The organism is Streptosporangium sp. NBC_01469, from assembly GCF_036227305.1.
Classification (GTDB): domain Bacteria; phylum Actinomycetota; class Actinomycetes; order Streptosporangiales; family Streptosporangiaceae; genus Streptosporangium.
On the sequence record NZ_CP109465.1, the window covers coordinates 8,319,435 to 8,342,130 of the forward strand.

Here is a 22,696-nt window from a genome sequence, read left to right on the forward strand (position 1 = left end):
CCTCAGCCAACAAACCGTGCAAACAGCCACATATCCACACTGAAGGCCCAGGATGAGCTGGATCGTTACCCGCGGCCGGGCGGGCCACGGACGGCCACGGAGGCCGCCGCCCGGCGCCTAACCGAGCGGCAGCGTCTCGCCCGATTCCAGCAGGGTCTTCAGGTTCGACAGGATCTCGGGCCAGCCCTCACTGACACCCTTGATCATCTCGCTGCCCGCGGCGAGGCCCTCGTGGGTCACGGTCAGCTTGACCGTGGCCCCACCGGCGGGCTCGATCTCGAAGGTGATCTTCGAGATCGGCTCCTTCCTGAGCTCGGCGAGCTTCTCGTCGCTCCAGCCGAACAGCTCGGCCACCTCCCGCTCGTAGTTGTGCCAGGTGTACGACAGGCGCTTGCCGGGCTCGGCCTCGAGCACCCGCTGGCCCCAGTCGTGGAACTCTCCGTCCGCGGAGACCTTCCACTCGATCGGGGCCCCCGGCGTCCAGTCGGATCGCGGGCCCCCGCCGCCGAAGTAGCGGCTGATGAAGGCCGGGCTGGTCAGGGCCTCCCACAGCCGGTCGGGAGTGGTCTCGATTTGACATCCACTCCGCCCTAAAGGACGGAGATTCCCGTCTGCCGCGCGTGCGGCTCCGGGTGGGTTACTGCTTCTTCGCGCGGTGCCGGGATCGCTCCCGGTCCTACCCACACTCCACAGTCGTTTAGTCTCTCCGTCTGCCCGGCGGCGAGGATGTTGATCGCGGCGTTGATGTCCCGGTCGTGGGTGGCACCACATCCGCACGTCCACGACCGGATGGTGAGCGGCATCGAGGTGGCGATGGTGCCGCACGCCGAGCACAGCTTCGACGACGGGAACCAGCGGTTGATCTTGGCGAAGTGGCGGCCGTACCTGACGGCCTTGTACTCCAGCATGGCGACGAACTGTGACCAGCCCGCGTCGTGCACGCTCTTGGCCAGCTTGGTGCGCGCCAGAGCGGACACCGCAAGGTCTTCCACGTACACCGCTTGGTTGTCGCGGATCAACGTGGTGGAGAGCTTGTGTGCCCAGTCTCGGCGTGTGTCGGTCACCTTGGCGTACGCCTTGGCAACCTTGAGCTTGGCCTTGCCCCGGTTCGCCGAGCCCTTCTGCGTGCGGCTCAGCGCCTTCTGCGCCCTGCGGAGTTTCTTGGCCGCGCGCCGCAGGATGCGCGGGTTGTCCACCTTCTCGCCGTCCGACATCACCGCGAAGTGCGTCAGACCCAGATCGATACCAATCTCGGGGCTCGTCTCGGGCAACGGCTCGTCGGAGGTCTCGACCACGAACGACGCGAAGTACCGGCCCGCCGAGTCCTTGATCACCGTCACCGAGGATGGGTCCGACGGCAGCGACCGCGACCAGCGAACCGGCACATCCCCGATCTTCGGCAACCGCAGGCGGCCCGACTCGGTGACCGTGAACCGGGCGTTCTTGGTGAACCGGATCGCTTGGCGGGAGTCCTTGCGCGACCGAAACCAGGGCGGGCCGACTTTGCGGCCCTTGCGCTTGCCTGCCAGGGAAGCGAAGAAGGTGCGGTAGGCGGTGTTCAGATCGGCGAGCGCCTGCTGAAGGATCACGGCTGAGACTTCGCCCAGCCACGCCCGCTGCGGGGTCTGCTTGGCCTGAGTGATGATCCGCTTGGACAGATCCCCGTCCGAGATGTATGGCAAATTCGCCGCGCGGGCATCGGCCCGCATACGCAGCCCGTCGTTGAACACCACGCGGGCGCACCCGAACGCCCGTGCCAGCGCGGCACGCTGGTCGCCGTCGGGATACACCCGGTAGTTGTAACGAAGCCGCACCCGTTAATTCTATCGTTGGTTTATGGCCGAACACGAAGACATCAGGACCGGCAGGCACTGCGTTTTTGCCCTGCATGCGCATTTGGTCTTCGTGACCAGGTTTCGGCACCGGGTGTTCACCGACCCCCACCTGAGCAGGATGGAGGAGATCATGCGGGACGTGTGCGCCGACTTCGAGACCGAGCTTGCCGAGTTCAACGGCGAGAACAATCACGTCCACCTATTGATGAACTTCCCGCCCAAGATCGCCCTGTCCAAACTCGTCAACTCGTTGAAGGGCGTATCCTCACGCAGGATGCGCACCGAGTTTCCCGAGCCGGCCCGTCACTGTTACCGGGCGAACAGGCTGTGGTCGGGCTCATACTTCGCCGGGTCGGTGGGCGGCGTACCGATCAGTGTCCTGCGCCGGTGCATCGAGCGGCAAAACCGCCCGGCTTAGGGCACGCTCAGGCCCTCAGAGGGCCTTCCCGCGCGGGCCTTCGCCCCCGGCCTGAAGGCCGGAGCACTGACCCGCATTCTGGTAGCTGATGTAGACGAAACTGGTCTCGGACACGTCCGTACCCTCCAGGGCTTGTTTCAGGTCGGCGAGCGCGCGCGCCCGCTCGCGGTCGTAGCGGCCGATCCACCGATCGGCGAGCTCGTTGATGGGCGCGGCGTTGAGGTAGTGGAACTTCTCCCTGCCGCGTCTGACCGTCTCCACCAGACCGGCCGCCTCCAGGACGGACAGGTGCTTGGTCACGGCCTGCCGGGTCATGTCCAGCCCCGCGCACAGCTCGCGCAGGGTCTGGCCGTTGTGCCGGTTGAGGCTGTCGAGCAACCTCCGGCGACTGGTGTCGGCGAGGGCCTTGAATACCGCGTCCATGCTGTCTCACAGAGTTAGGCAACCATCCGGATGCATGTTCGGATTCAAGCAACCTTTCGGTTGCCTGTCAATGCGGGCGTCCGTCCCGTCCCCCTCAGGACCTTCCGTTTCAGAGCGCCGCCGCGTCGGGGTCCAGGCTCACCACGGCGAGCACCCCGTCGATCCCGGAGAGCGCCGTGGTCAGCTCCGTTAGCGAGCCGACGCCGTGCACGGTGAGCGAGAGCGACACGGCCTCCGGGGTCCGCCTCCCGGGGCGCTGGTCAACGGACAGCTCGTCCACGCCGAATCCCCGGTGCGTGCATTCGGCCAGTGCCGACCGCAGCACGCCCCGCCCCTCAAGGTAGGTCAGCTGGAGCCGCGAGGGTGCGTACTTGGACCGAGGGAGCCTGTCGGCCAGCGGCGTGAGGACGAACACCGTCACGAAGTACCCCACGGTCACGACGATCGCCAGCAGCCACAGCCCGGCCCCCGCCGCCATGCCCACCCCGGCGGTGAGCCAGACCGCCGCGGCGGTGGTGAGGCCGCGAACCGCGTCACCACGAACGAATATCAGGCCCGCGCCGATGAAGCCGATGCCGGACACGATCTGGGCGGCCACGCGGGACGGATCGAGAGTGACGTTCTCCCCCAGGACATCGGCGAAGCCGTATTTCGACACCAGCATCATCAGGGCGGCGGCGAAGCCGACCAGGGTGTGGGTGCGCAGGCCCGCGCTCTTCTGGCGGACCTCCCGCTCAAGGCCGATCCCGGCCGAGAGCACGAAGGCGAGGAACAGCGCCCCCACCTGTGTCCAGCCCTGTCCGGCGAGTTCACCGAGAGGGGCCATCACCATCACCCCCGGTCCCCGTCCAGGGCCCGGTCCCGGTCCCGGTCTCGATTCCGCGGCCAGGTGAGGGCGTCCTTGCGACCGGCCCCGGTAAAGACGTTTCCGGCATCGACGCCGGTAAAGGCGTTTCCGGTACCGGTGAAGGCGTTTCCGTTCCCGGTAAAAGCGTTTCCGTGCCCGGTCGCGGTGAAGGCGTCCCCGGTACCGGTTACGCCGCCTCGGCGGCCTGCCCGGCCTGCCGCAGGATCGGGAACCGTCGCTGTTCCGACAGATAGTGGCCGAGGCCGACGACGAGCGCGACGGGCCATTCGATGACTCCCAACGTGCCCAGCGCGCCCAGCACCCCGTAGAAGACCAGCCGGTCCGGCGGCGGCAGGGTCAGCGTGCCGATCACCGGCAGGGTGATGTGCGGCGGCTGTTCCTCGTTCGCCCGGCCGCGCGTCCTGCCATTCGAAGCGGCGGTGGTTTTCCTGACCATGGCGGCCTCCGTGAATCACGACACACCACGCCAATCCCCGGCCCCGCATGCCCTGTAACGCCGTTTGGCCAGGACTTTGCCCGTCCCACCGGCCCGCGGACCACCCGGCCCGCGGACCACCCCACTCCGGGCCGGCCGCCCCCGGACCACCCGGCTCCGGACGGACCGACCCCGGACCACCACCCCGCGAACCACCCGGCTCCGAACCGGCCGCCGCCGGACCACCGGCCCGCAAATCACCGTAAGCAACTGCAAACAACTGCAAACAACCGTAAACAGCTGCGAACGGCCGCGAAACGAGCACGGCCCGTCCCGCGGAGAAGAGCGGGACGGGCCGTGCAGGAGGTTCAGGCCGCTACGGGGTGGCCTTGTCGGGACGCTCGGAGATACGGACGCTGTTGAGCACGGTGTCGCCGATCCGCTTGGCGAACCGCACGTTGAGCTGGCCGTCGGTGACCTTCACCGTGTACTGCCGGGTGGTGGCGGTGTACGCGCCGGTCTCCAGGGCGAGGTCCAGCGCGGGGATCGCGAGCTGACCCTCGACGATGACGTCGAAGACGCGCTGGCCCTCGCGCTTGCCCCGGGTCTCGGCGAAGCCCAGCTCGACGGCGTAGGTGCCGTTGGGCACCTGGTCGAACCGGTACTCCAGCATCCCCTCGCGGACGCTCCTGAACAGCGCCTGCTCGGTGGTGCCGGTGATCGTCCTGCTCGCCGTGTTCGTCTTGGTACTGGTGCCGACGTAGCCGTGACCGCCGGTGCTGTGCTTGCGGTCCGCGGTCCAGCGGTCACCCGTGGCGTCGACGACGTCCTTGGTGCCGCCCACCTCGACGGCGACCTGGTGCTTGGGCACCACGATCGTCACGAGGATCTCGATCTGCGGGTTGCGGCCGCTCGCCGAGCGAACCAGCAGCTTGCCGGTGCGTACGGTGCCGGGCTGGACACCCGCGCTGGAGGCGGTCACCTTCAGCGTCACCGACTTGCCCTTGGCGAGTTCGCCGGTGGCGGGGGTCACGCCCAGCCAGCCCTGGGCGGGGTCGGTGACCACGGTGTAGGCCGTGGTGACGCCCAGGTTGGACAGTTCGACCGTGCCCGTCCTGGTGGTCTCCGCCGGCTGCACCAGGGTCAGCTCGGCGACCGAGGCCGTCACCTGGCCGGTGGCCAGCGCGGTGTCGGCCAGGGTCCGGGCTCCGGCGGTGACGGTGACCTCCTGGGTGAAGGTCCCGTAGTTCTCCTTGGAGACCTCGACCTGGTAGTCGCCCAGCAGGATCTGCCCGAGGAACGTGCCGTCCGCCCCGGTGGTGAAGGTCGCCACGTCACCGACCTTCACCGTCGCGCCCGCCAGCGGCCCGCCGTCGTTGGCGTCGGTGACGGTGCCGGCCAGCAGTCCGTGCCGGCTCGCGCCGAAGGTCAGGCTCTGGCCGTCGCCGATCGCGGCGCTGTTGAAGGAGTACTGCAGCGCGTCGGTGCCGTCCGCGTTCTCGACGCCCACCGTGGCACCGATCCCGGCGTCGCGCTCGCTGTCGACGCTGTCGTAGCGGTATCCGACCGAGCCGTTCTCACCGAGCAGCGCCGAGAACGAGACGCGCTGGGTGGCGTCGGCGTAGAAGCGGGCGTTGCGCCACTCGACGACGAAGGTCCGGTTCGGCGCGGTCCCGACGGTGGCGGTGTAGATGCCGGACTGGTCGTCCAGCACGAGGTCGTCCCAGTAGGGGTAGAGCGCCGCGTTGGGCGCGCCGGTGGCGGGCAGGGTCACGTTGCTCGCCAGGGCGGCGCTTTCCCTGAAGGACAGGAACCCGTTGGTGCTGACCCAGGCGCCGGTGTAGCCGGTGCCGTAGAACGGGAAGGTGAACGGCAGCGCGATCTGCTGGACCGCGTCGTCGCCGGTGAGCGCGCTCTTGGCGGTGCCCGCGACGTACGCCTCGGCGGCGCTGTCACAGGTGTAGCCGAAGGTGTCGGTGCGGCGCGGCAGGTCGACGTCCTTGGTCAGGTCGCCGTTCACCGTGATCGGCACGGTGAGCTCTCCCGCGCACCGGGAGCCCGGGGCGACCTTCAGCTGGTAGTCGCCGTTGGGCAGCGTGAGCCGATAGCGGCCCGCCGCGTCGGCGACCGCGGTGGCCGGGGTGCCCACCGCGGTCAGCGTGGCACCCGGCTCGGGGGTACCCGCGGCGGTGACCGTGCCCGAGACCGCGCCCGAGGCCCGCTGCGTCAGCGACACGTCCTGGGTGACCGTCTGGTCGGCCACGACGGTGACGGTCACGGTGGTGGCGTCGTCGTACCCGAACTTCTTGACCGTGAGCTCGTAGTCGCCGGCCAGCAGGCGGGGCAGCGCGTACGTGCCGTCCTGCGCGGTGGTGGTCGTGCGGTTCAGCGGACCGGTGACGGTGACGGCCGCCGCGGCCAGCGGCGTGCCGCCGGCGGTGACGGTGCCGGTCAGCCCGCCGAGCTCACCGGCGGGGGTGGCCTGGACCGCGGCGAACGCGTCGAGCCTGCCCTCGCCCCAGACGTTGTTGTCGGCGGCGGTGCCGCCGCAGCGCGTGTCGTTGACGTCGATCGCGGTCCGGTCGAGCAGTTCCCGCGTGGTGGCGATGTCGCCCAGCAGGGCGGGAGAGGCCGACCACATCAGCGCGACGGTGGCCGCCAGGTGCGGCGCGGCCATCGACGTGCCGGAGTTGGCCGCGTACCCGCCGTTGGTCACGGACGAGCGCACGTTCACGCCGGGGGCCGCGAGGTTGGGCTTGATCTCGCCGTTCTCGCCGGAACCCCGGGTGGAGAAGGTCGCGATCGTGTTGTTGACGTCGAACGCGCCGGCGCTGTAGCTGGCGACGTACTGGCCGGGCGAGCCGCTGGAGTTGCAGCCCGCGTTCGTGACGTTGCCGTTGGCGAAGACGGGGAAGATGCCCGCCGCGACCCAGGCGTCGACGGTCTCCTTGTACCAGGGGTTGAAGCCGCCGCCGCCCCAGGAGTTGTTGACGATGTGCGGCGCCAGGTCGGGACGCGGGTTGTCGCCGTTCAGGTCGGTGGGCGCGAGCACCCACTGCCCGGCGGCGAGCAGCGAGGCGTCCGAGCAGGTGGTGGACTCGCAGCCCTTGGCGGCGATCCACTTCGCGCCGGGGGCGACGCCGATGGTGTTGGCGCCGCCGTCGTCGCCCACCATGGTGCCCATGGTGTGGGTGCCGTGGCCGTTGTTGTCGCACGGCGCGGTGCCGGAGCAGATCCCGGCCGGGTCGAACCAGTTGTAGGCGTGGTCGACGCTTCCGTCGGCGTTCTTGCCCCGGTACTTGGCGGCCAGCGCGGGGTGGTCGAACTGCACGCCGGTGTCGATGTTGGCCACGACGATGCCCTCGCCTCGGACGCCGAGCTCGCCCCAGACCCGGGGGGCGTTGACGCGGTCGATGTTCCACTCGATCGCGTTGATCTTCGCCACCTCCTTGCCGGGCAGCGGCTCGGGCACCTTGGTGACCTGGCTGGGCTCGATCCGGTCCACCTCGGGCCGCTTGGCGATCTCCTCGGCCAGCTTGGCGTTGCCGGTCACCTGGATGGCGTTGGCGATCCAGAAGGAGGTGAAGTCGGCGCGCTCGGCGGTGAGCAGCTTACGCAGGCCCGCCTGCGACGAGGTGGCGAGCTCGGTCTTGGCCTGGAAGACCTGCTCGGCCTTCTCGGTCTTGGTCTTCGCCCTGCGGGCCGCGCTGAGATCGGCGTCGCTGTTCAGGCGTACCCAGAAGGTGGCCTTGTCGTCCGCGGCCAGATCCGCCAGCACGGTCTTGTGAATCTTGTCTGGGGCGAGTGCGGCCTGGGCCACGCCCTGAGGAAGCACGAGCACGAGAGCGGCGGCGATCCCGGCCAGGACCGATCGCCGGCGTCGAGGGGTGTTTGACACGCATTCTCCTTCACTCCGGGCGAGAGCTTCCCGCCGGGCAAAGCGACGCGGGGTGCACACGATCTTTACAACCCACGTGGAGAATCTTGAATAGATCTTGTGCAATTTTCAAGCTTTCGGGTTACTAAAGCGCCATATGTCACCAGAATTAACATGATTGGACGGTCCCAATCAGAGAGCCCTCTCGGTCGCCGCGGGCTCCCGCGCCTCCACCGGGCACGCCGCCTCACCGCCCCTTCCCGGAGCCGGTACGGCATGTGGGCTTCACGCGATCGGCGGGACACGGGAGGATTGGCGGCGTGAACCGCACCGCTGTACGTCTGGGAGTGCTCCTGCTGGCCGCCGTCGCGGTCGCGGCGGTGCTGCTCGCACTGCTGCCACCGTCCTCGACCGGCACGTACGGCGAGGAGGACACGCGAGCCTCCGCCGTCGCGGTGAAGAAGCTGGGCGAGCGCGACCACGAGCTCACCGTCACCTCCGCCGCGCTCGGCCGCGAGGGCAGGGTCAGGGTCCTGCTGCCCGAGGAGTGGACGCCGGACTCGGGTCCGTGGCCGGTGCTGTACCTGCTGAACGGCTGCTGCCAGTCCGGCTACGACACCTGGGTCACCAAGGGCGGCGCCGCGGAGCTCACCTCGGGCTACCGCGCGCTCGTGGTCATCCCCGAGAACGGCCCCGTCGGCTTCTACTCCGACTGGCGCGAGGGCCCCGGCTGGGAGACCTTCCACCTCACCGAGGTCAGGGCCGTCCTGGAGCGCGACTACGGCGCCGGGGACCGGCGGGCGGTGGCGGGGCTGTCCATGGGCGGGTTCGGGGCGATGTCGTACGCGGCCCGCCACCCCGGCATGTTCCAGGCGGCGGCCTCCTTCTCCGGCGTGCTGCACACCCGCGACGGCAACGGCGGCGTCGACTGGCTGCTCGGGCAGTACGGCGAGGAGTCCGTGAAGCTCTGGGGCTCCCCCCAGGATCCGGAGTGGGCCGCCCACAACCCGGCCGACCTCACCGGCGCGCTGCGCGGGGTGCGGCTCTTCGTCTCCAGCGGCGACGGCGCCCCCGGCCCGCTGGACGACGCCTCCGAGGCGCGGGACGAGGGCGAGGCCTCCCTGCTCCTTCAGGCTGTGACCTTCGTCGAGCGGGCCAAGGCGAACGGCGCCGAGGTGGCAGTCGACTTCTACGGCCCCGGCACCCACTCATGGCCATACTGGCGCCGCGGCCTGGAGCGCTCGCTCCCCATGCTCATGGGCTCCATCGGCGCGGCCGTCTGAGGACCCGCGGATCACCGCGACCGATCGGCGCTGCCGTCTGAGGATCCGCGGGTCACCGCGAACGATCCGCCGACGACCCGCCGACGATCCACCGATGACCGGCCGATGGCCGGTGCCGCCCGGTCTTCGCCGCCCGGTATGGCCGGTATGGAAGGTGCCGCGCGTGCTGTCCGGTGCCGTCCGCGGCACCTCCAGGCTGGGGCTCCCGGTGGCGCGGAAAGTTAAGACGGGCGACTCTGGACGTTCAGCTCAGACACCCCTTTCCGGTCACCCTCGTGGCTAGGTTCCTATGACACCCCAGCTCAGGGGCGTTCGCCGTATGTCATGAGGAGCCACCTTGCGAGTCCTGGCCGTTGTCCCCGCCCGTGGAGGTTCGGTGGGGGTTCCCCTGAAGAACCTGGCCGCGGTGGGCGGCAGTCCCCTGGTCGCCCGTGCGGTACGGGCCTGCGTGCGCGCCGAGCTGGTCGACGAGGTCGTGGTCAGCACCGACCACGAGGGAATCGCCGAGGTGGCCCGCGCCGCGGGCGCGACCGTGATCGACCGTCCCGGAGAGCTGAGCGGCGCGACCGCCTCCAGCGAGTCCGCCGTGCTGCACGCGCTCGACCACGTGTCCGAGGCTCCCGAGGTGGTCATCCTGGTGCAGTGCACCAGCGCGTTCATCGACCCCGCCGACCTGGACAGCGCGATCTCCAAGGTCCTGGACGGCAGCGCCGACGTGGTGTTCTCCGGGCTGGAGACGCACGAGTTCCTGTGGAGCGCCAGCGGCGCGGGCGTCAACCACGACCCGTCCCACCGCCCCCGCCGCCAGGACCGCGAGCCGAACTTCCGCGAGACCGGCGCGTTCTACGTGATGCGCGCCGAGGGCCTGCGCGAGCACGGCCACCGCTTCTTCGGCTCCGTCGCCGTGCAGCAGGTGCCCTCGCGCCACGCCATCGAGGTCGACACCCCCGAGGACCTGGAGATCGTACGGGCACTGGCGCCCTTCGTCGACGAGCCCGAGCCGATCGACGTGGACGCGGTGATCACCGACTTCGACGGCGTGCACACCGATGACCGCGCCTACGTCGACCAGGACGGTCGCGAGATGGTCGCGGTCAGCCGCTCCGACGGCATGGGCATCTCGCTGCTGCGCCGCTCCGGCGTCAAGCTGATGATCATGTCCACCGAGCACAACCCGGTGGTCGCGGCCCGCGCCCGCAAGCTGGGTGTGCCCGTCCTGCAGGGCCTGACCGACAAGCGGACCGTGCTGCGCGACTGGCTCGCCATCGAGGGGATCGACCCGGCCCGCGTCGCGTATGTCGGCAACGACGTCAACGACCTGGGCCCGATGAGCGACGTCGGCTGGCCCGTCACGGTCCCCGACGCCCACCCCAAGGTCCGCGCCGCCGCCAGGACCGTGCTGACCAGGCCCGGAGGCGCCGGGGCCGTACGGGAGCTGTGCGACCGCGTCCTCGCGGCCCGCCCGGTGAGTGAGGTCGCGGTCGCCCCCGCGCCCCGCGCCGAACTGCGGCTCACCCCGGTCGCCAAGCCCGTCCAGATCGGCGACGCGCTGGTCGGCGCCGGCCAGCCGGTCTACGTGATCGCCGAGATCGGCATCAACCACAACGGCGACCTGGACATCGCGCGCAGGCTCATCGACGTGGCCGCCGAGGCGGGCTGCCAGGCGGTCAAGTTCCAGAAGCGCACGCCGGAGATCTGCGTGCCGCTGGAGCAGCGCGACCAGATCCGGCAGACGCCCTGGGGCGAGATGACCTACATGGAGTACAAGATCAGGACCGAGTTCGGTCTGAAGGAGTACACCGAGATCGCCAAGCACTGCCAGGAGCGCGGCCTGGACTGGTTCGCCTCCCCGTGGGACGTGCCGTCGGTGGAGTTCCTCGAGTCGATGAACGTGGTCACCCACAAGATCGCCTCGGCGAGCGTGACCGACCTGGAACTGCTCCGCGCGCTCGCCTCCACCGGCAAGCCGCTCGTCCTGTCCACCGGCATGTCCACGCTGGAGGAGATCGACCGGGCGGTGGAGATCCTCGGCACCTCCAAGCTGGTGATGATGCACGCCACCTCCACCTACCCCCTCCCCCCGGAGGAGGCCAACCTCCGCGCGATCGTCACCCTCCAGGAGCGGTACGGCGTGCCGGTCGGCTACTCGGGCCACGAGCGCGGCCTGCAGATCTCGCTCGCGGCGGTGACGCTGGGCGCGGTGACCGTGGAGCGGCACATCACGCTCGACCGCACCATGTGGGGCTCCGACCACGCCGCCTCGCTGGAGCCGGCCGGCCTGGAGCACCTGGTCCGCGACATCCGGATCATCGAGACCGCCCTGGGCGACGGCGTCAAGCGTGTCTTCCCCGGCGAGGAGGCTCCCAAGTCGCGCCTGCGCCGCGTCACCGTATGACCCTCTGATTCGGGAATGGGAAGAACAACTTGATCAAGCTGTCCGTCGTCGTCCCGGTGCGGGACGCGGAGGCCTACATCGGTGACGCGCTGACCTCGCTGGTCAGGAACGCGCGCAGGGACTTCGAGTTCATCGTGGTGGACGACGGATCGGCAGACGCGACCGGGCAGATCGTCGAGGACTTCCGCGACGACCTGCCCGGTCTGGTCGTGCTGCACAACGACACGCCGGTCGGGCTGGCCGACGCGCGCAACCTCGGGGTCTCCCTGGCCTCCGGCCGCTACCTCACCTTCATGGACGGCGACGACTGGCTCGCGCCCGGATACCTGGAGAACCTGGTCGGGGCGATCGAGCGGCTCGGCTGCGACTTCGTCCGGGTCGACCACGTCCAGGTGGAGGGCAGGAAGCGGGTGATCCACCGGGCGCCGCTCGCCACCCGGGAGGTGGTGCTGAAGCCGCGCGACCACATCCTGCCCGCCCGGTCGAAGACCATGGTCGACTACCCGTACGCGTGGGCGGGGATCTACCGCCGCGACCTCGGCGAGCTGCTGACCTTCCCCGGGCACCTGCACACCGCCGAGGACAGGCCGTGGATCTGGCGGCTGCACCGCGGCGCGGGGTCGTTCGCGGTGGTGTCGCTGGCCGGGCTGTTCTACCGGCGGATGGTGACGGGCTCGCTGACGCAGATCGGCGACGCCAGGCAACTGCACTTCTTCGACGCCTTCGACATGGTCTTCGAGGGCCTGGAGGAGGAGTTCACGCCCAAGGCGGTACGCATGTTCCGCGCGCTCCTCGCCCACCACCTGGAGATGGGCGAGCGGTTCTCCCCCGAGCTGCGCGCCCGTTTCGAGGAGCGCGGCGCCGCGACCCTGAGGCGGTTCCCCGCGGACCTGCTCGCCGAGACCCGCCTGGATCCGGAACGCGACCAGATCCTGCAGAGACTCCTGGAGGGCTGATGACGCAGCTGTTCTACGCCTCGACTCTGTTCGGCGCGATGACGCTGGCGGCGGCGATCGACGACGGCCGCTTCGGCCCGCGCGAGGGACGCCGGATCCTGCTGGTGTCCAACAACGCGGCCATTCCCGAGATCACCCCGTCCCTGGACGAGACCCCGGGATTCGCCGCGCTGCGCCCGCGCTTCGACGAGGTCCACTCGTGGAACGAGATCGTGGCCCCGCTGCACCCCTCGGACTGGAGGGCGCGCGTCATCGAGGTGCCGATGCTGAGCCGCCTGATCGGCTCGCGTCTGTCCCTGGGCGACGGGCCCGCCGAGCTCATCCTGGAGTCCGTCGCGGTCCCCCCGAGCAGGACCCTGGGAGGGCTGGTCAAGGACTGCCCGATCTCGGTCTACTCCGACGGCCTGATGAGCTACGGCCCGACCCGCGACCCGCTGCCGCTGGAGATCTCCGGCCGGATCACGCGCCTGCTCCACCTCGACCTGGTCCCCGGTCTGACGCCGCTGCTGCTGTCGGAGTACGGGGTTCCCGCCGAGACCCTCCCCGACCGGGCCTTCCTCGACGTGATCGGGAGGGCCGATGGGGAGGCCGGCGACGCGCCCCCGGGCCGGGCGATGATCCTCGGGCAGTACCTGTCCGCCCTCGACATCGTCACCCCCGACGAGGAGGCGCGGCTGCACGCCGACATGCTGCGCGGCCTCGTCGCCCGGGGGTTTCGCGGCGTGCTGTTCAAGCCCCACCCGGCCGCCGGGCGCAGGCACGCCCAGCAGCTGCGCGAGACGGCCGCCGAGCTGGGCGTCGAGCTGGACGTGGTGGCGGAGACCGTACCGGCCGAGTCGTGTTTCGCCACGCTGAGGCCCGAGCTCGTGGTCGGCTGCTTCTCCACCGCCCTGATCACCGCGAGCCGCTACTTCGGGCTCCCGGTGGCGACGGTGGGCGGCGAGCTGGTCCTGGAGCGGCTCACCCCGTACGAGAACAGCAACCGGATCCCGGCCACCGTCACCGACGCCCTGCTGCCGCGCCTGTCGGCGGACGGCTCTCTGGAGGAACCGCCGCCGGTGGATCTTCCCGCCCTGGTGAGCGCGGTCGGCTACTGCATGCAGGCCGAGGTGTACCCGCAGCTGCGCGAGAGCGCCGCCGCCTATCTGGAGGCGCACGGCCCGGCCCGCTACTTCAAGCGCCAGCGCCTCGGCGCCCTGGACCTGATCGCCCCCCAGGCCGCCCCCCGGGAGCGCAGCCCCCTGGGCAGGCTCCGCAACCGCCTGTCGAAGGCGTTCCCCCAGTAGTGCTTCGTCAGGTGGTCAGGGCGGTCGTCGCCGGCAGGTGGGGCATGGCCGGTCCAGGTGGGTGACCGCCTTGGTCCGCTGATCCGAGCGGGCCGGCGGGGTGAACACCTCAGCGGCGAACGTCTCCGGCTGCCGGCGGATATGGGCGAGCCGTTCGGGGGTCAAGCCCGCATCGAATCACCCCGCAGCCAACCCGGCCGGCCACAACAGCCTGACCTGGCAAAAGCACCACCAGGACCTGGCTTCAAACGCGTTGTCGTCGTGGTTCAGGCCGACGACCAGCGTGGAGCAGAACGTCCACGCACCCGACGATCATGAGGCTCTCAGATCGCTCAGAGATCAACTTTGAAAACAGAGCCTAGAGCCCAGACATCCCATCTATTTTCTCGGTGCGGTCACGGTCAATGCCAGCCTAAGGCCGAATTAGTCGAGGATAAGCGCCTGGGTTCGTCCTAACAACCCCAGTTTCGCACTTGACAGGTCGGATGTTTCAGGAGATCAATAGTGCACCGCACATTTCGTCCGGTTCGCTGTGGCCTGTAGCGGCGTGCATGCCGCGGCGAGCTGACCTCATCCAGCCACCAGAGAGGACTCCATGCGGTCGACATTCCTACGAGCAGCCCTGTCCCTGCTCGTCGCACTGACGGCGACGGTCGTCATACCGCCATCGCCGGCGGTCGCCGCCGCGCCCGGCGACAACTACGTCGTCGATGACGCGCTCAGCTCAACGCGCACCCGCTGGTTCGACGAATCACGCTTCGGCATGTTCATCCATTTCGGCACGTACGCCATGTACAAGGGCCAATACAACGCGTGTCGCGAGGTCGAGTGGATCAAACGGCAGTGCAACATCCCGTGGAGTGAGTACGAGGCGAAGGCCGCCACCTTCAACCCCACCGCGTTCGACGCGAACGCCATCGTGCAGCTGGCCAAGCAGGCCGGCCAGAAGTACATCGTCATCACCGCGAAGCACCACGACGGATTCGCCATGTGGCCCACCGGCGTCAACCGGTGGAACCTCCGCGACCATTCCGGCTTCTCCCGCGACCTCCTGCGCGAGCTCAAGACCGCCGCGACCGCCAACGGCATCAAGCTCGGCTTCTACTACTCGATCTGGGACTGGCACGACCCGGACTTCGTCGGCAACTTCCCGGCCTACGTCACCAAGATGAAGGCGCAGCTCCGGGAGCTGGTGACCGGCTACGACCCCGCCGTGCTGTGGTTCGACGGCGAATGGGCCGAGACCAACCCCACCAACCCGTGGTCGGCTCAAAACGGCGAGGATCTGGAGCGGTACGTCCGGGGCATCTCACCGCAGGTCATCATCAACAACCGGGTGGGCAAGCGCCGCGCCGTCGACGGTGACTTCGGCACCCCCGAGCAGGCGCTCGCCGGTTCCCCGCCGTCGATCCAGCTGCAGGAATCCTGCATCACGATCAACAACACCTGGGGGTACGCAGCCTGGGACACCAACTTCAAGTCACCGACCACGATGGTGCGCGACCTGGCGACCCTGACGAGCAACGGCGCCAACCTGCTGCTCAACATCGGTCCCACCGACACCGGGGCGGTCACCGCCGGACAGGCCGACGGCCTGCGCGGCATCGGAACGTGGATGGCCGTCAACGGGGCGGCCATCACCGGCGCGGGCCACACGGGCCTGGTCAGCCAGCCGAGCTGGGGCCGCGTCACGCGTAAGGGCAACAAGCTCTACCTGATCGTCAACTCCTGGGCCGGCACCCTGCACCTCAGCCAGCGTTCGCCGTTCACGGTCACCGGCGCGCGGGTGCTCGGCAGCACGTCACCCGTGACCGTACGGGCCGCCGGAGACGGTTACGACTTCCTGCCCAGCGGCGGCACCACCAACGCCATCGCCACCGTCATCGAGGCCGACATCACCACCCCCGCGCCCACGGCGGCCGGTACCGGTTCCGGGCTCAAGGCGGAGTTCTGGAACAACGCCACGTTCACCGGCACACCGGCGGTCACCCGGACGGATCCGACGGTCAACTACGCATGGCGTTTCGGCGGCTCCCCGGCGCCGTCGATCGGCGTCGACAACTTCTCCGGCCGCTGGACCGGCTCGATCGAGCCTCGGTACTCCGAGCGCTACACCTTCACCACCGCCTCCGATGACACCGTGCGACTGTGGATCGACGGACAACCGGTCATCGACAACAACACCCCGCACACGGCGGCCGTCGACCAGGGCAGCGTGACCCTCGTCGCCGGACGCCGCTACGACATCCGCCTGGAACACACCGAACGCAGCAGCGAGGCGTTCATGAAGCTCGCCTGGGCCAGCCCCAGCACACCGGCCCAGATCGTGCCGCAGTCGCAGCTGTACCCCACCGTGGGTACGGTCCAGCGGTTCAACGACAACGTGGCCACCTACAGCGCCGGCTGGGCGGCCAGCAGCGGCCGGGGTTTCGGTGACTACAACGACGACGTGCGGTACACGACCACCAACGGCGCGTCGTTCAGCTACACCTTCAGCGGCACCGGCATCGACTTCCTGTCGGAACGCAACTCCGACCAAGGTCTCGTGGACATCTACCTGGACGATGTCCTCAAGGCCACCGTCGACACCACCAACGGCACCCGTCTGACCCAACAGGTCATCTACGGCGTCCGCGGGCTGACGCGGGGAACGCACACCTTGCGCGGCGTCAAACGATCAGGCACCTACATGCTCGTCGACCGCTTCGACGTCATCCCCTAGATGTGCGGACCTCCGGGCGGACACCACGTCCGGAGGTCCGTACACCTCCGGCTCCTAGCCGAACGCCTTGAGGTAGCGGCGCATCCGGCGCTTGGCGCGGTAGCCGACGCGCAGCACGTTCGGCGGTACCTCCACGCGCATGCGGGCGCGACGGCGGGCGGCGGCGTACTCGGGACCCTCCAGCAGGGACTTCGCCGGGACGAGGCGCCCGGAGCGGGCCTGCCCGACCAGGGAGACCATCCGCGACACCCAGTCGCTCTCGCCGCCGGGGTGGAAGTAGTTGACCTTGCACCAGGCGTCGTCCGGGTCCAGGAAGCGCCCGGCCGAGAGGTCGTCGAGGGTGCCGAGCAGGCCGCTGTCCTCGAAGACCAGGTTGATCATCTCGGCGCCCACCCCGAAGTCCGACAGCACCAGGAGCGGTACCTCCTGGGCGATCGCCTCCAGCGCGGCGGTCGAGCTGACGGTGACGAACCCGGCCGCGTGGGCCAGGTGCTCGTGCATGGGACCCACCGCGAAGCGCACGGCCTCGGCGCGCACCCGGCCCTCCTCGGCGAGCGACTGCCACAGGCGCTGGTAGTGGTAACGCTCGTTGTGGGTCTGGCGCTCGGTGTCCAGGGCGCGGAGCTTGACGACGACGTCCAGGTCCGGCCGCCGTCCGGCCAGCTCGGCCAGGGAGAGCAGGACGCGCTCGCGCTCCTCCCTGCGCTTGGGCACCTTGGCCTGGGTGGCGAACACCACCCGGTCGCGCGGCCCGGTGGCGGGGATCTCCGCGTCACCGCGCAGGAACGGCAGCCGGGCCAGCCCGACCTGGCCGCCCCCGCCCAGCCGGCCGCCGATCTCCGAGAACTCCTCGACCTCCCGGCCGCTGTGCAGCACGAACAGGTCGCACCCGCTGCGAAACAGCCACGCCTTCTCGGTGGCGGGGACGGAGATGCCCGGCAGCCCCGAGACGAACACCGGCCGGGGCCGCAACCCGGTCAGCACGTCTCCGACCAGCACGTCCACCACGGGCCCCGTACAGGCGACGAGCACCACGTCGGGCCTGAAACGCTCCGCGGCCCGGCGCAGCGCGCGGGCCGACAGCACGGGCGGATCGGCCGCCGAACCCGCGACGGCGGCGTGGATCTGCGCCGGCGACGGGGTGATGGGGGTGCGGATGACCGCCAGCTCCGTCTCGCAGCCCGAAGGCAGGTCCCTCAGCAGGCAGGCCGCCCACTTCAGGTAGGAGTCAGAGTCGGCCACGGCCAGGACCTTCAAAGAGAACCTCCGACGGGGAATCCCCCGGTTTCGTGTGTGGAGAGGATTCGTTTGTGGAGAGGCGGCACGGCGCGCGTCCCGCGAGCGGCGAGCCCGCCGGGCCCCGGCCGAGGGGTCATGGCCCGGTGACCCCCGTGTCGTGATGGGCGAACCTCGACAGGTGGGAGCGGAGTGACGGCGCCGCCTCGGCCGTCCACCACTCGTCGGGGACGTCCACCGTCTCCACGGCGACGCCCCGGGCCGAGAGCAGGACCCGCAGGGAGGTGACCGCGGTGGACGGCAGGCTCAGCACCCGCTGCTCGGCGGCCAGGCCGCGCAGGGTCATCTCGGCGGGGATCCCGCCGTCGTAGACGGTGATCCCCGGCTGCTCCCCGACCCGGGCGAGGTCGCCGGGGTCCTCGCGGCGGTGCGGGAAGTAGGCCACCGGCTCGGCGGAGCCGAGCCCGGCCAGCCAGGTGAAGTAGCGGTCGCGGTGGATCAGGCCGTTGCGGACCAGCGAGGTGCCGAGGACGACGGTGCGCTCCTCGGGACGGGGCCTGCGCAGCGGCTGGGACCGCAGCCAGGCGAAGTCGTGGGTGACCAGCTCGGCTCCCCTGGCGCGTACGGCCTTCGCCAGGTCGGGGGGCACGGGCAGCGCGGTGAAGATCGACAGCCGCCCCGAGCGGGCGGCGGCGCGCAGCCTGAGCCCGGCCGCCGTGGCGAGGACGGTCCTGAGCCTTCCCGCCTTCCCCCTCGCCCTCAGCAGGGGCGTTCCCACCCTGCCGGTGAGCAGCTCCAGGAGCCTGATGGTGGCGAGCCCGTCGTCGACGATCACGATCCGGCCGGGGAGCGCGGTGAGCCAGCGGAACTGGACCTTGCCGGAGAAGGCGTCGCCCACCGCCCAGATCTCGCCCCGGCGCGGCCGGGGCATGTCCGGCGCGGCCGCGGTGAGCTCCAGCCCCCTCGGCAGGGTGAGACGGCCGAGCTCTCGGCCCGTCACGGCCAGCGGGCGCAGCTTCGCCCGGGGCACGAGGTGGCTGCGGGCACCGAGCAGCCCGGCATGGTGGGCCTCCACCGCACAGAGCATCTGCAACGGGGATTCCACCCAGGCAATGGCCGAACCCTGCTCCCGCGCGTGGTCTCGACCGTCCTCCACGCCGGGCGATGACCCGTTCACGACTGCCACAACCTAACCCGGTGGCCTTAAGCGCCCGGGAACTGCGGGTGAACAGCCGACCACGCGCGCTTGCCGATGATCTTATCGACCTTTACCGTGGTGTACGGAACCGTTTCGTACACCACATGATCCATCCCCCGATTCGTCCGTCGATCCGCCACGAGGAGCGAGCGATGTGGACACCCGACAAGATTCCCGACCTGACCGGCTCCGTCGCGGTGGTCACCGGGGCGAGCGGCGGCATCGGCGTGCCGACGGCACTCGAACTGGCCAGGCACGGCGCCCGCGTCGTCCTGACCGCGCGCGACGCGGACCGGGGCCGGGCCGCGCTCGACACGGTCCGGACGGCGGCGCCGGAGGCGGCGGTCGAAGTGAGGGCGCTCGACCTGGCCGACCTCCGCTCGGTGCGCGCGTTCGCCGAGACGGTCGACGGGCCGCTCGACCTGCTGGTCAACAACGCCGGAGTGGGCCCGATGCCCCGGCGGACCACCGTCGACGGTTTCGAGACCCAGTTCGGCGTCAACCATCTGGGGCACTTCGCCCTGACCGGGCTGCTCATGCCGCGCCTGCTGGCCGCCCCCGCCGCCCGGGTGGTCACGGTCTCCAGCGACGCCCACTCCGTCGGCGCGATCGACTTCGACGACCTGGCCCTCGACCGCCGGTACGGCAGGTTCTCCGCCTACGGCCGTTCCAAGCTGGCCAACCTGCTGTTCGCCCTGGAGCTGCAGCGCCGTGCCGACGCCTCCGGAGCGGCCCTGCTGAGCCTGGCGACCCACCCGGGCATGACGGCCACCGGCATCATGAAGGCGGGCGCCCTCACCCGCCCCGTCAACGCCCTGCTGCGCCTGCTGTTGCAGCCGCCCGCCAAGGGCGCCCTGCCGTCCCTGTACGCGGCGACCTCTCCCGAGGCGAGGGGCGGGCAGTACGTCGGGCCGGGGCCGAAACCGCTGCGTCCCTCACCGAAGGCGCTGGACGCGGCCGTGGCCGCGAGGCTCTGGGAGAGGTCGGAGGAGCTGACCGGCGTACGATTCTGGGAGATCAGACAGGACTCGTGAACCACCGGAGGCACCTTGCGTCTCGATCCCGCGCGGGAACGGGCGATCCTCGACGCGACTCTGGAGCTGCTGTCCGAGGTCGGATACGACCGGATGTCCGTCGACCAGATCGCCAGGCGGGCCAGCGCCAGCAAGGCCACGATCTACCGTCGCTGGCCGGGCAAGGAGGCGCTGGTCGTGGACCTGATCTGCAACCACCTCGAAATCGAGGTCGCGCCGCCGCCCGACACCGGATCGATGCGCGGGGACCTGATCGAGGTCGTGGACGGGTTCTGCCGGATCCTGGAGCGGAAACACGCGATGATCTTCGGCCTGTTCCCCGCGCTCCTCACCTCCCCCGACCTGGCCGCCGCCCTGCGCGACAACGTGCCCCGCGCCGACATCACGGGCACCACCCCGCTGCTCGACCGCGCCAGGGAGCGCGGCGAGCTGCCGGGACCGGTGGACCCGGCGGAGCTCAGGAAGGTCACCGAGGCGCTGGTGTGGTACCGGCTGTTCTTCACCGGAAAGCCGCTGGACCGGGAGTTCGTCGAGGAGACGGTCGACCGGTTCCTGCTCCCACTGTTCCGCGCGTGGTCCGGCTCGGAGATCTGAGATCTGAGATCTGAGACCTGAGACCTGCGGACACGGGGCCGTGAGCTCGAGGACTTGAAACCCGGAGCGCCCGGCGCCCGCTCCGGCGCGAAGGCACGAAGGCACGAAGGCACGAAGGCACGAAGGCACGAAGGCACAAGAGCGCGGAGGCACGAGAGCGCGGAGGCACGTTTCCTCGCTCCCGGCGGGCGGCGAACCCCTTTCGGAGACGCGTTCCCTCGCCCCGCGCGCCTTTACCGTTCGCGGGCGGCGAGGCCTCCCGGAAAGCGTGTTCCTTTACCTTGCGCTTTTACCTTCGCGGGCGTCGAGCCCTTTCGGGGGCGCATTCCTTTACCCTTCGGGCGGCGAGACCCGCCGACGACTCCATCTCACCCTCCTGAGCTGCGAAAACCCCTCAGGACGCGGCCACGAGCCGCCGGATCCCAGGGTGTGGCCCCCAGCTCTTCCATGGGAGAACCCCTACCATCCGTATACTTTTTACTATCGAATACTTGTTCGATAATATGTCGGGCGCATCACCGTCGATCGGGGGCTCCCTCCTCGCGCGATAGCACCCCCCACCCGACGCCTCGCAGGCGGGTCCGGAAAGCCTGGATCGCCGTGGACGCAGGGGATTCCGGACACCGTCCCGCCCGCAGAGGGAAGGCGCGTCCGGCACCGGACGAGCATGATCCACTCCCTGTCCCGCGCCGGGTAACACCTCGCCGTACCGCCTTATTTCGGACGTACCGCCAAGTCAGGGCAATGTGTCCTACTTGTAATCGTCTGTCCTGTTGGCGTACGTTCGTCCTGTTCATGGCAATTGTCTAGGTCTATCCAGGTCTGCGCATTGCCGTCACATTGCCCGACCGCGCTCCACCCGGCGGAACCCTCCGCCATCGGTGAGCACGGCCGCCGAATCCGCGAGGTTTGCGGAACCGGGGAACCACGTTCCTGGGGTGAATCAACGCACTCGTGCGTCGTAGGGCACTTCCCAGCCCGAACCCGTCAGCTAACCCGGTAGGCGGAATGGAAGCGAAGCAAGGAGTCGAACCCCCGTATGACTAAGCATCGCCTCATCTCCACCCCCCGTGCGGTGTGCGCCGTCCTGGGCGCGTGTGCCGTCCTGGCGACCGGCACCACCGGCGTAGCTCTGGCCGACGGTCACGGCGTCGTGAACGCACCGCCCGTCGACGCCAAGGCCCAGAGTTCCAAGTCCGCGAAGACCCCGCTCCAGATCGCGGCCGAGAGGCTCCCCAAGGTCTCCGCCGCGCAGGTCCTGGACCTCGCCTCGAAGCAGATCGGCGTCCGCGAGAACGCCCAGGGCGGCGGGACCAAGTTCCACTCCTGGTACATGTCGACCCCTCGCGCCAAGGAGACCCTCGCCCGCGACGGCGGCAACACCGTGTACGACTACGCCAACGCCCCCTGGTGCGCGATGTTCGTCTCCTGGGTCGGCGAGATGGCCGGCATCCGCCCCACGATGGGCTGGGACGCCTACACCGTCGCCCACGCCAAGTGGTTCAAGAACAACGGACACTGGGGCACCATCCCCACCCCTGGCGCGGTCGTCTACTTCGACTGGGCCGGCGGCAAGAGCATCGACGGCATCGACCACGTCGGCTTCGTGAAGAAGGACAACGGGGACGGCACGATCACCACGATCGAGGGCAACACCGGCAACGGCGACGTCGAGCAGCGCGTCAGGCCCGTCTCCCAGGTCGTCGGCTACGGCTACCCGGTCTACTCCAACTGACCCGCACCCGCCCCGCGCCCCCCACGGCGCGGGCACCCGGCTCCCCCGCCGGTGAACGCGGGCCGGTCCGCACGCTCCCAGGGGCACCGCTCGAACGAGCGGTGCCCCTGACGGCGTTCCGTCCCCCGCCGCCTCCACTCTCCCCGCGAGCCCCCACACGGACACGAAATGCCCCGACTGTATGTCCATGAGATGGGAGCGCTCCCAATAACCCGTATGGGTGGTATATCCCCACTTCATGCTGATAGTCCCACCTAAAACAGCCGGATGTAACGGTTGAGTTTCGGCATATTGACGTCCTGGTTGCCCATCGTCCACTCTTCGTGGGAGCGCTCCCAAAGCACATTGAGGAACGACCTCGTCGCGAGGACCGCGTTTGTCGGGGACCGGTCCGCGATGTCGCCTCCCAATGATTCGGGCG

General features: G+C 69.7%; 17 protein-coding genes and 1 riboswitch. Of the genes, 9 read left to right on the plus strand and 8 right to left on the minus strand.

All coding sequences use genetic code 11. The annotated features are described in order from the left end of the window. Window positions 1-117: 117 nt before the first annotated feature. Window positions 118-684 carry an SRPBCC family protein gene (locus OG587_RS36160; RefSeq protein ID WP_329083290.1) on the minus strand — a complete coding sequence of 189 codons (567 nt, stop codon included), beginning with the start codon at window positions 682-684 and terminating at the stop codon, window positions 118-120. Continuing rightward, on the minus strand, window positions 591-1,814 hold the full coding sequence (locus tag OG587_RS36165; RefSeq protein ID WP_329083291.1) for an RNA-guided endonuclease InsQ/TnpB family protein: 1,224 nt from the start codon (window positions 1,812-1,814) through the stop codon (window positions 591-593). Before OG587_RS36165 ends, OG587_RS36160 begins: the two co-directional genes overlap by 94 nt. A 22-nt stretch (window positions 1,815-1,836) precedes the next feature. Here OG587_RS36165 and tnpA point away from each other — a divergent pair, with 22 nt between their 5' ends. Next, the gene (gene tnpA / locus OG587_RS36170; RefSeq protein ID WP_329083292.1) at window positions 1,837-2,253 is read left to right on the plus strand and encodes an IS200/IS605 family transposase; all 417 of its coding nucleotides are present in this window, start codon (window positions 1,837-1,839) and stop codon (window positions 2,251-2,253) included. Window positions 2,254-2,268: 15 nt separating this feature from the next. On the opposite strand, the gene OG587_RS36175 is transcribed toward tnpA, so the two are convergent. The 4 genes from OG587_RS36175 to OG587_RS36190 form a co-directional block, all read right to left on the minus strand. Beyond that, window positions 2,269-2,676: an ArsR/SmtB family transcription factor gene (locus OG587_RS36175; protein WP_329083293.1), complete on the minus strand. Its 408-nt coding sequence runs from the start codon at window positions 2,674-2,676 to the stop codon at window positions 2,269-2,271. A gap of 109 nt (window positions 2,677-2,785) precedes the next feature. After that, the gene (locus tag OG587_RS36180; protein WP_329083294.1) at window positions 2,786-3,502 is read right to left on the minus strand and encodes an MgtC/SapB family protein; all 717 of its coding nucleotides are present in this window, start codon (window positions 3,500-3,502) and stop codon (window positions 2,786-2,788) included. Between the two features lie 208 nt (window positions 3,503-3,710). After that, on the minus strand, window positions 3,711-3,980 hold the full coding sequence (locus OG587_RS36185; protein WP_329083295.1) for a hypothetical protein: 270 nt from the start codon (window positions 3,978-3,980) through the stop codon (window positions 3,711-3,713). A 355-nt stretch (window positions 3,981-4,335) separates the two neighbouring features. Beyond that, window positions 4,336-7,857: a S8 family serine peptidase gene (locus OG587_RS36190; RefSeq protein ID WP_329083296.1), complete on the minus strand. Its 3,522-nt coding sequence runs from the start codon at window positions 7,855-7,857 to the stop codon at window positions 4,336-4,338. 299 nt (window positions 7,858-8,156) lie between these two features. Here OG587_RS36190 and OG587_RS36195 point away from each other — a divergent pair, with 299 nt between their 5' ends. The 5 genes from OG587_RS36195 to OG587_RS36215 all read left to right on the plus strand — a co-directional run bounded on the left by OG587_RS36195 (window position 8,157) and on the right by OG587_RS36215 (window position 16,478). Then, a complete protein-coding gene (locus OG587_RS36195) occupies window positions 8,157-9,119 on the plus strand; it encodes an alpha/beta hydrolase (RefSeq protein ID WP_329083297.1) in 963 nt (320 codons plus the stop codon). Between the two features lie 337 nt (window positions 9,120-9,456). Beyond that, a complete protein-coding gene (locus OG587_RS36200; RefSeq protein ID WP_329083298.1) occupies window positions 9,457-11,514 on the plus strand; it encodes an N-acetylneuraminate synthase family protein in 2,058 nt (685 codons plus the stop codon). A gap of 29 nt (window positions 11,515-11,543) precedes the next feature. Then, window positions 11,544-12,470 carry a glycosyltransferase family 2 protein gene (locus OG587_RS36205; protein ID WP_329083299.1) on the plus strand — a complete coding sequence of 309 codons (927 nt, stop codon included), beginning with the start codon at window positions 11,544-11,546 and terminating at the stop codon, window positions 12,468-12,470. Beyond that, window positions 12,470-13,756: an alpha-2,8-polysialyltransferase family protein gene (locus tag OG587_RS36210; protein WP_329083300.1), complete on the plus strand. Its 1,287-nt coding sequence runs from the start codon at window positions 12,470-12,472 to the stop codon at window positions 13,754-13,756. The genes OG587_RS36205 and OG587_RS36210 overlap by 1 nt, the downstream gene beginning before the upstream one ends. A gap of 595 nt (window positions 13,757-14,351) precedes the next feature. Then, complete coding sequence (locus OG587_RS36215; protein WP_329083301.1) at window positions 14,352-16,478, plus strand: alpha-L-fucosidase; 2,127 nt, start codon at window positions 14,352-14,354, stop codon at window positions 16,476-16,478. Between the two features lie 54 nt (window positions 16,479-16,532). On the opposite strand, the gene OG587_RS36220 is transcribed toward OG587_RS36215, so the two are convergent. Together OG587_RS36220 and OG587_RS36225 are read right to left on the minus strand one after the other, a co-directional pair. Further along, entirely contained in the window at window positions 16,533-17,720 is a 1,188-nt protein-coding gene (locus OG587_RS36220; RefSeq protein WP_329083302.1) for a DUF6716 putative glycosyltransferase, read from the minus strand. Between the two features lie 130 nt (window positions 17,721-17,850). Next, window positions 17,851-18,789, minus strand: a complete 939-nt coding sequence (locus OG587_RS36225; RefSeq protein WP_329083303.1) for a hypothetical protein — start codon at window positions 18,787-18,789, stop codon at window positions 17,851-17,853. 275 nt (window positions 18,790-19,064) lie between these two features. Here OG587_RS36225 and OG587_RS36230 point away from each other — a divergent pair, with 275 nt between their 5' ends. From OG587_RS36230 to OG587_RS36240, 3 genes are all read left to right on the plus strand, one after another. Next, window positions 19,065-19,946, plus strand: coding sequence for an oxidoreductase (locus OG587_RS36230; protein ID WP_329083304.1), 882 nt, complete (start codon window positions 19,065-19,067; stop codon window positions 19,944-19,946). A gap of 15 nt (window positions 19,947-19,961) precedes the next feature. Beyond that, window positions 19,962-20,540, plus strand: coding sequence for a TetR/AcrR family transcriptional regulator (locus tag OG587_RS36235; protein ID WP_329083305.1), 579 nt, complete (start codon window positions 19,962-19,964; stop codon window positions 20,538-20,540). An 882-nt stretch (window positions 20,541-21,422) separates the two neighbouring features. Beyond that, a riboswitch (cyclic di-AMP (ydaO/yuaA leader) is annotated at window positions 21,423-21,561 on the plus strand. A gap of 18 nt (window positions 21,562-21,579) precedes the next feature. Further along, window positions 21,580-22,275 (plus strand): CHAP domain-containing protein, encoded by a 696-nt coding sequence (locus tag OG587_RS36240; protein ID WP_329083306.1) that lies wholly within the window; start codon window positions 21,580-21,582, stop codon window positions 22,273-22,275. Window positions 22,276-22,696: the final 421 nt, after the last annotated feature.

Excerpts from the sequence above, each read along its gene's own strand:
- OG587_RS36210 (WP_329083300.1), top strand. The coding sequence starts at position 12,470 with ATGACGCAGCTGTTCTACGCCTCGACTCTGTTCGGCGCGATGACGCTG.
- OG587_RS36185 (WP_329083295.1), bottom strand. The coding sequence starts at position 3,980 with ATGGTCAGGAAAACCACCGCCGCTTCGAATGGCAGGACGCGCGGCCGG.
- OG587_RS36180 (WP_329083294.1), bottom strand. The coding sequence starts at position 3,502 with ATGGCCCCTCTCGGTGAACTCGCCGGACAGGGCTGGACACAGGTGGGG.
- OG587_RS36240 (WP_329083306.1), top strand. The coding sequence starts at position 21,580 with ATGACTAAGCATCGCCTCATCTCCACCCCCCGTGCGGTGTGCGCCGTC.
- OG587_RS36230 (WP_329083304.1), top strand. The coding sequence starts at position 19,065 with ATGTGGACACCCGACAAGATTCCCGACCTGACCGGCTCCGTCGCGGTG.
- OG587_RS36175 (WP_329083293.1), bottom strand. The coding sequence starts at position 2,676 with ATGGACGCGGTATTCAAGGCCCTCGCCGACACCAGTCGCCGGAGGTTG.
- OG587_RS36215 (WP_329083301.1), top strand. The coding sequence starts at position 14,352 with ATGCGGTCGACATTCCTACGAGCAGCCCTGTCCCTGCTCGTCGCACTG.
- tnpA (WP_329083292.1), top strand. The coding sequence starts at position 1,837 with ATGGCCGAACACGAAGACATCAGGACCGGCAGGCACTGCGTTTTTGCC.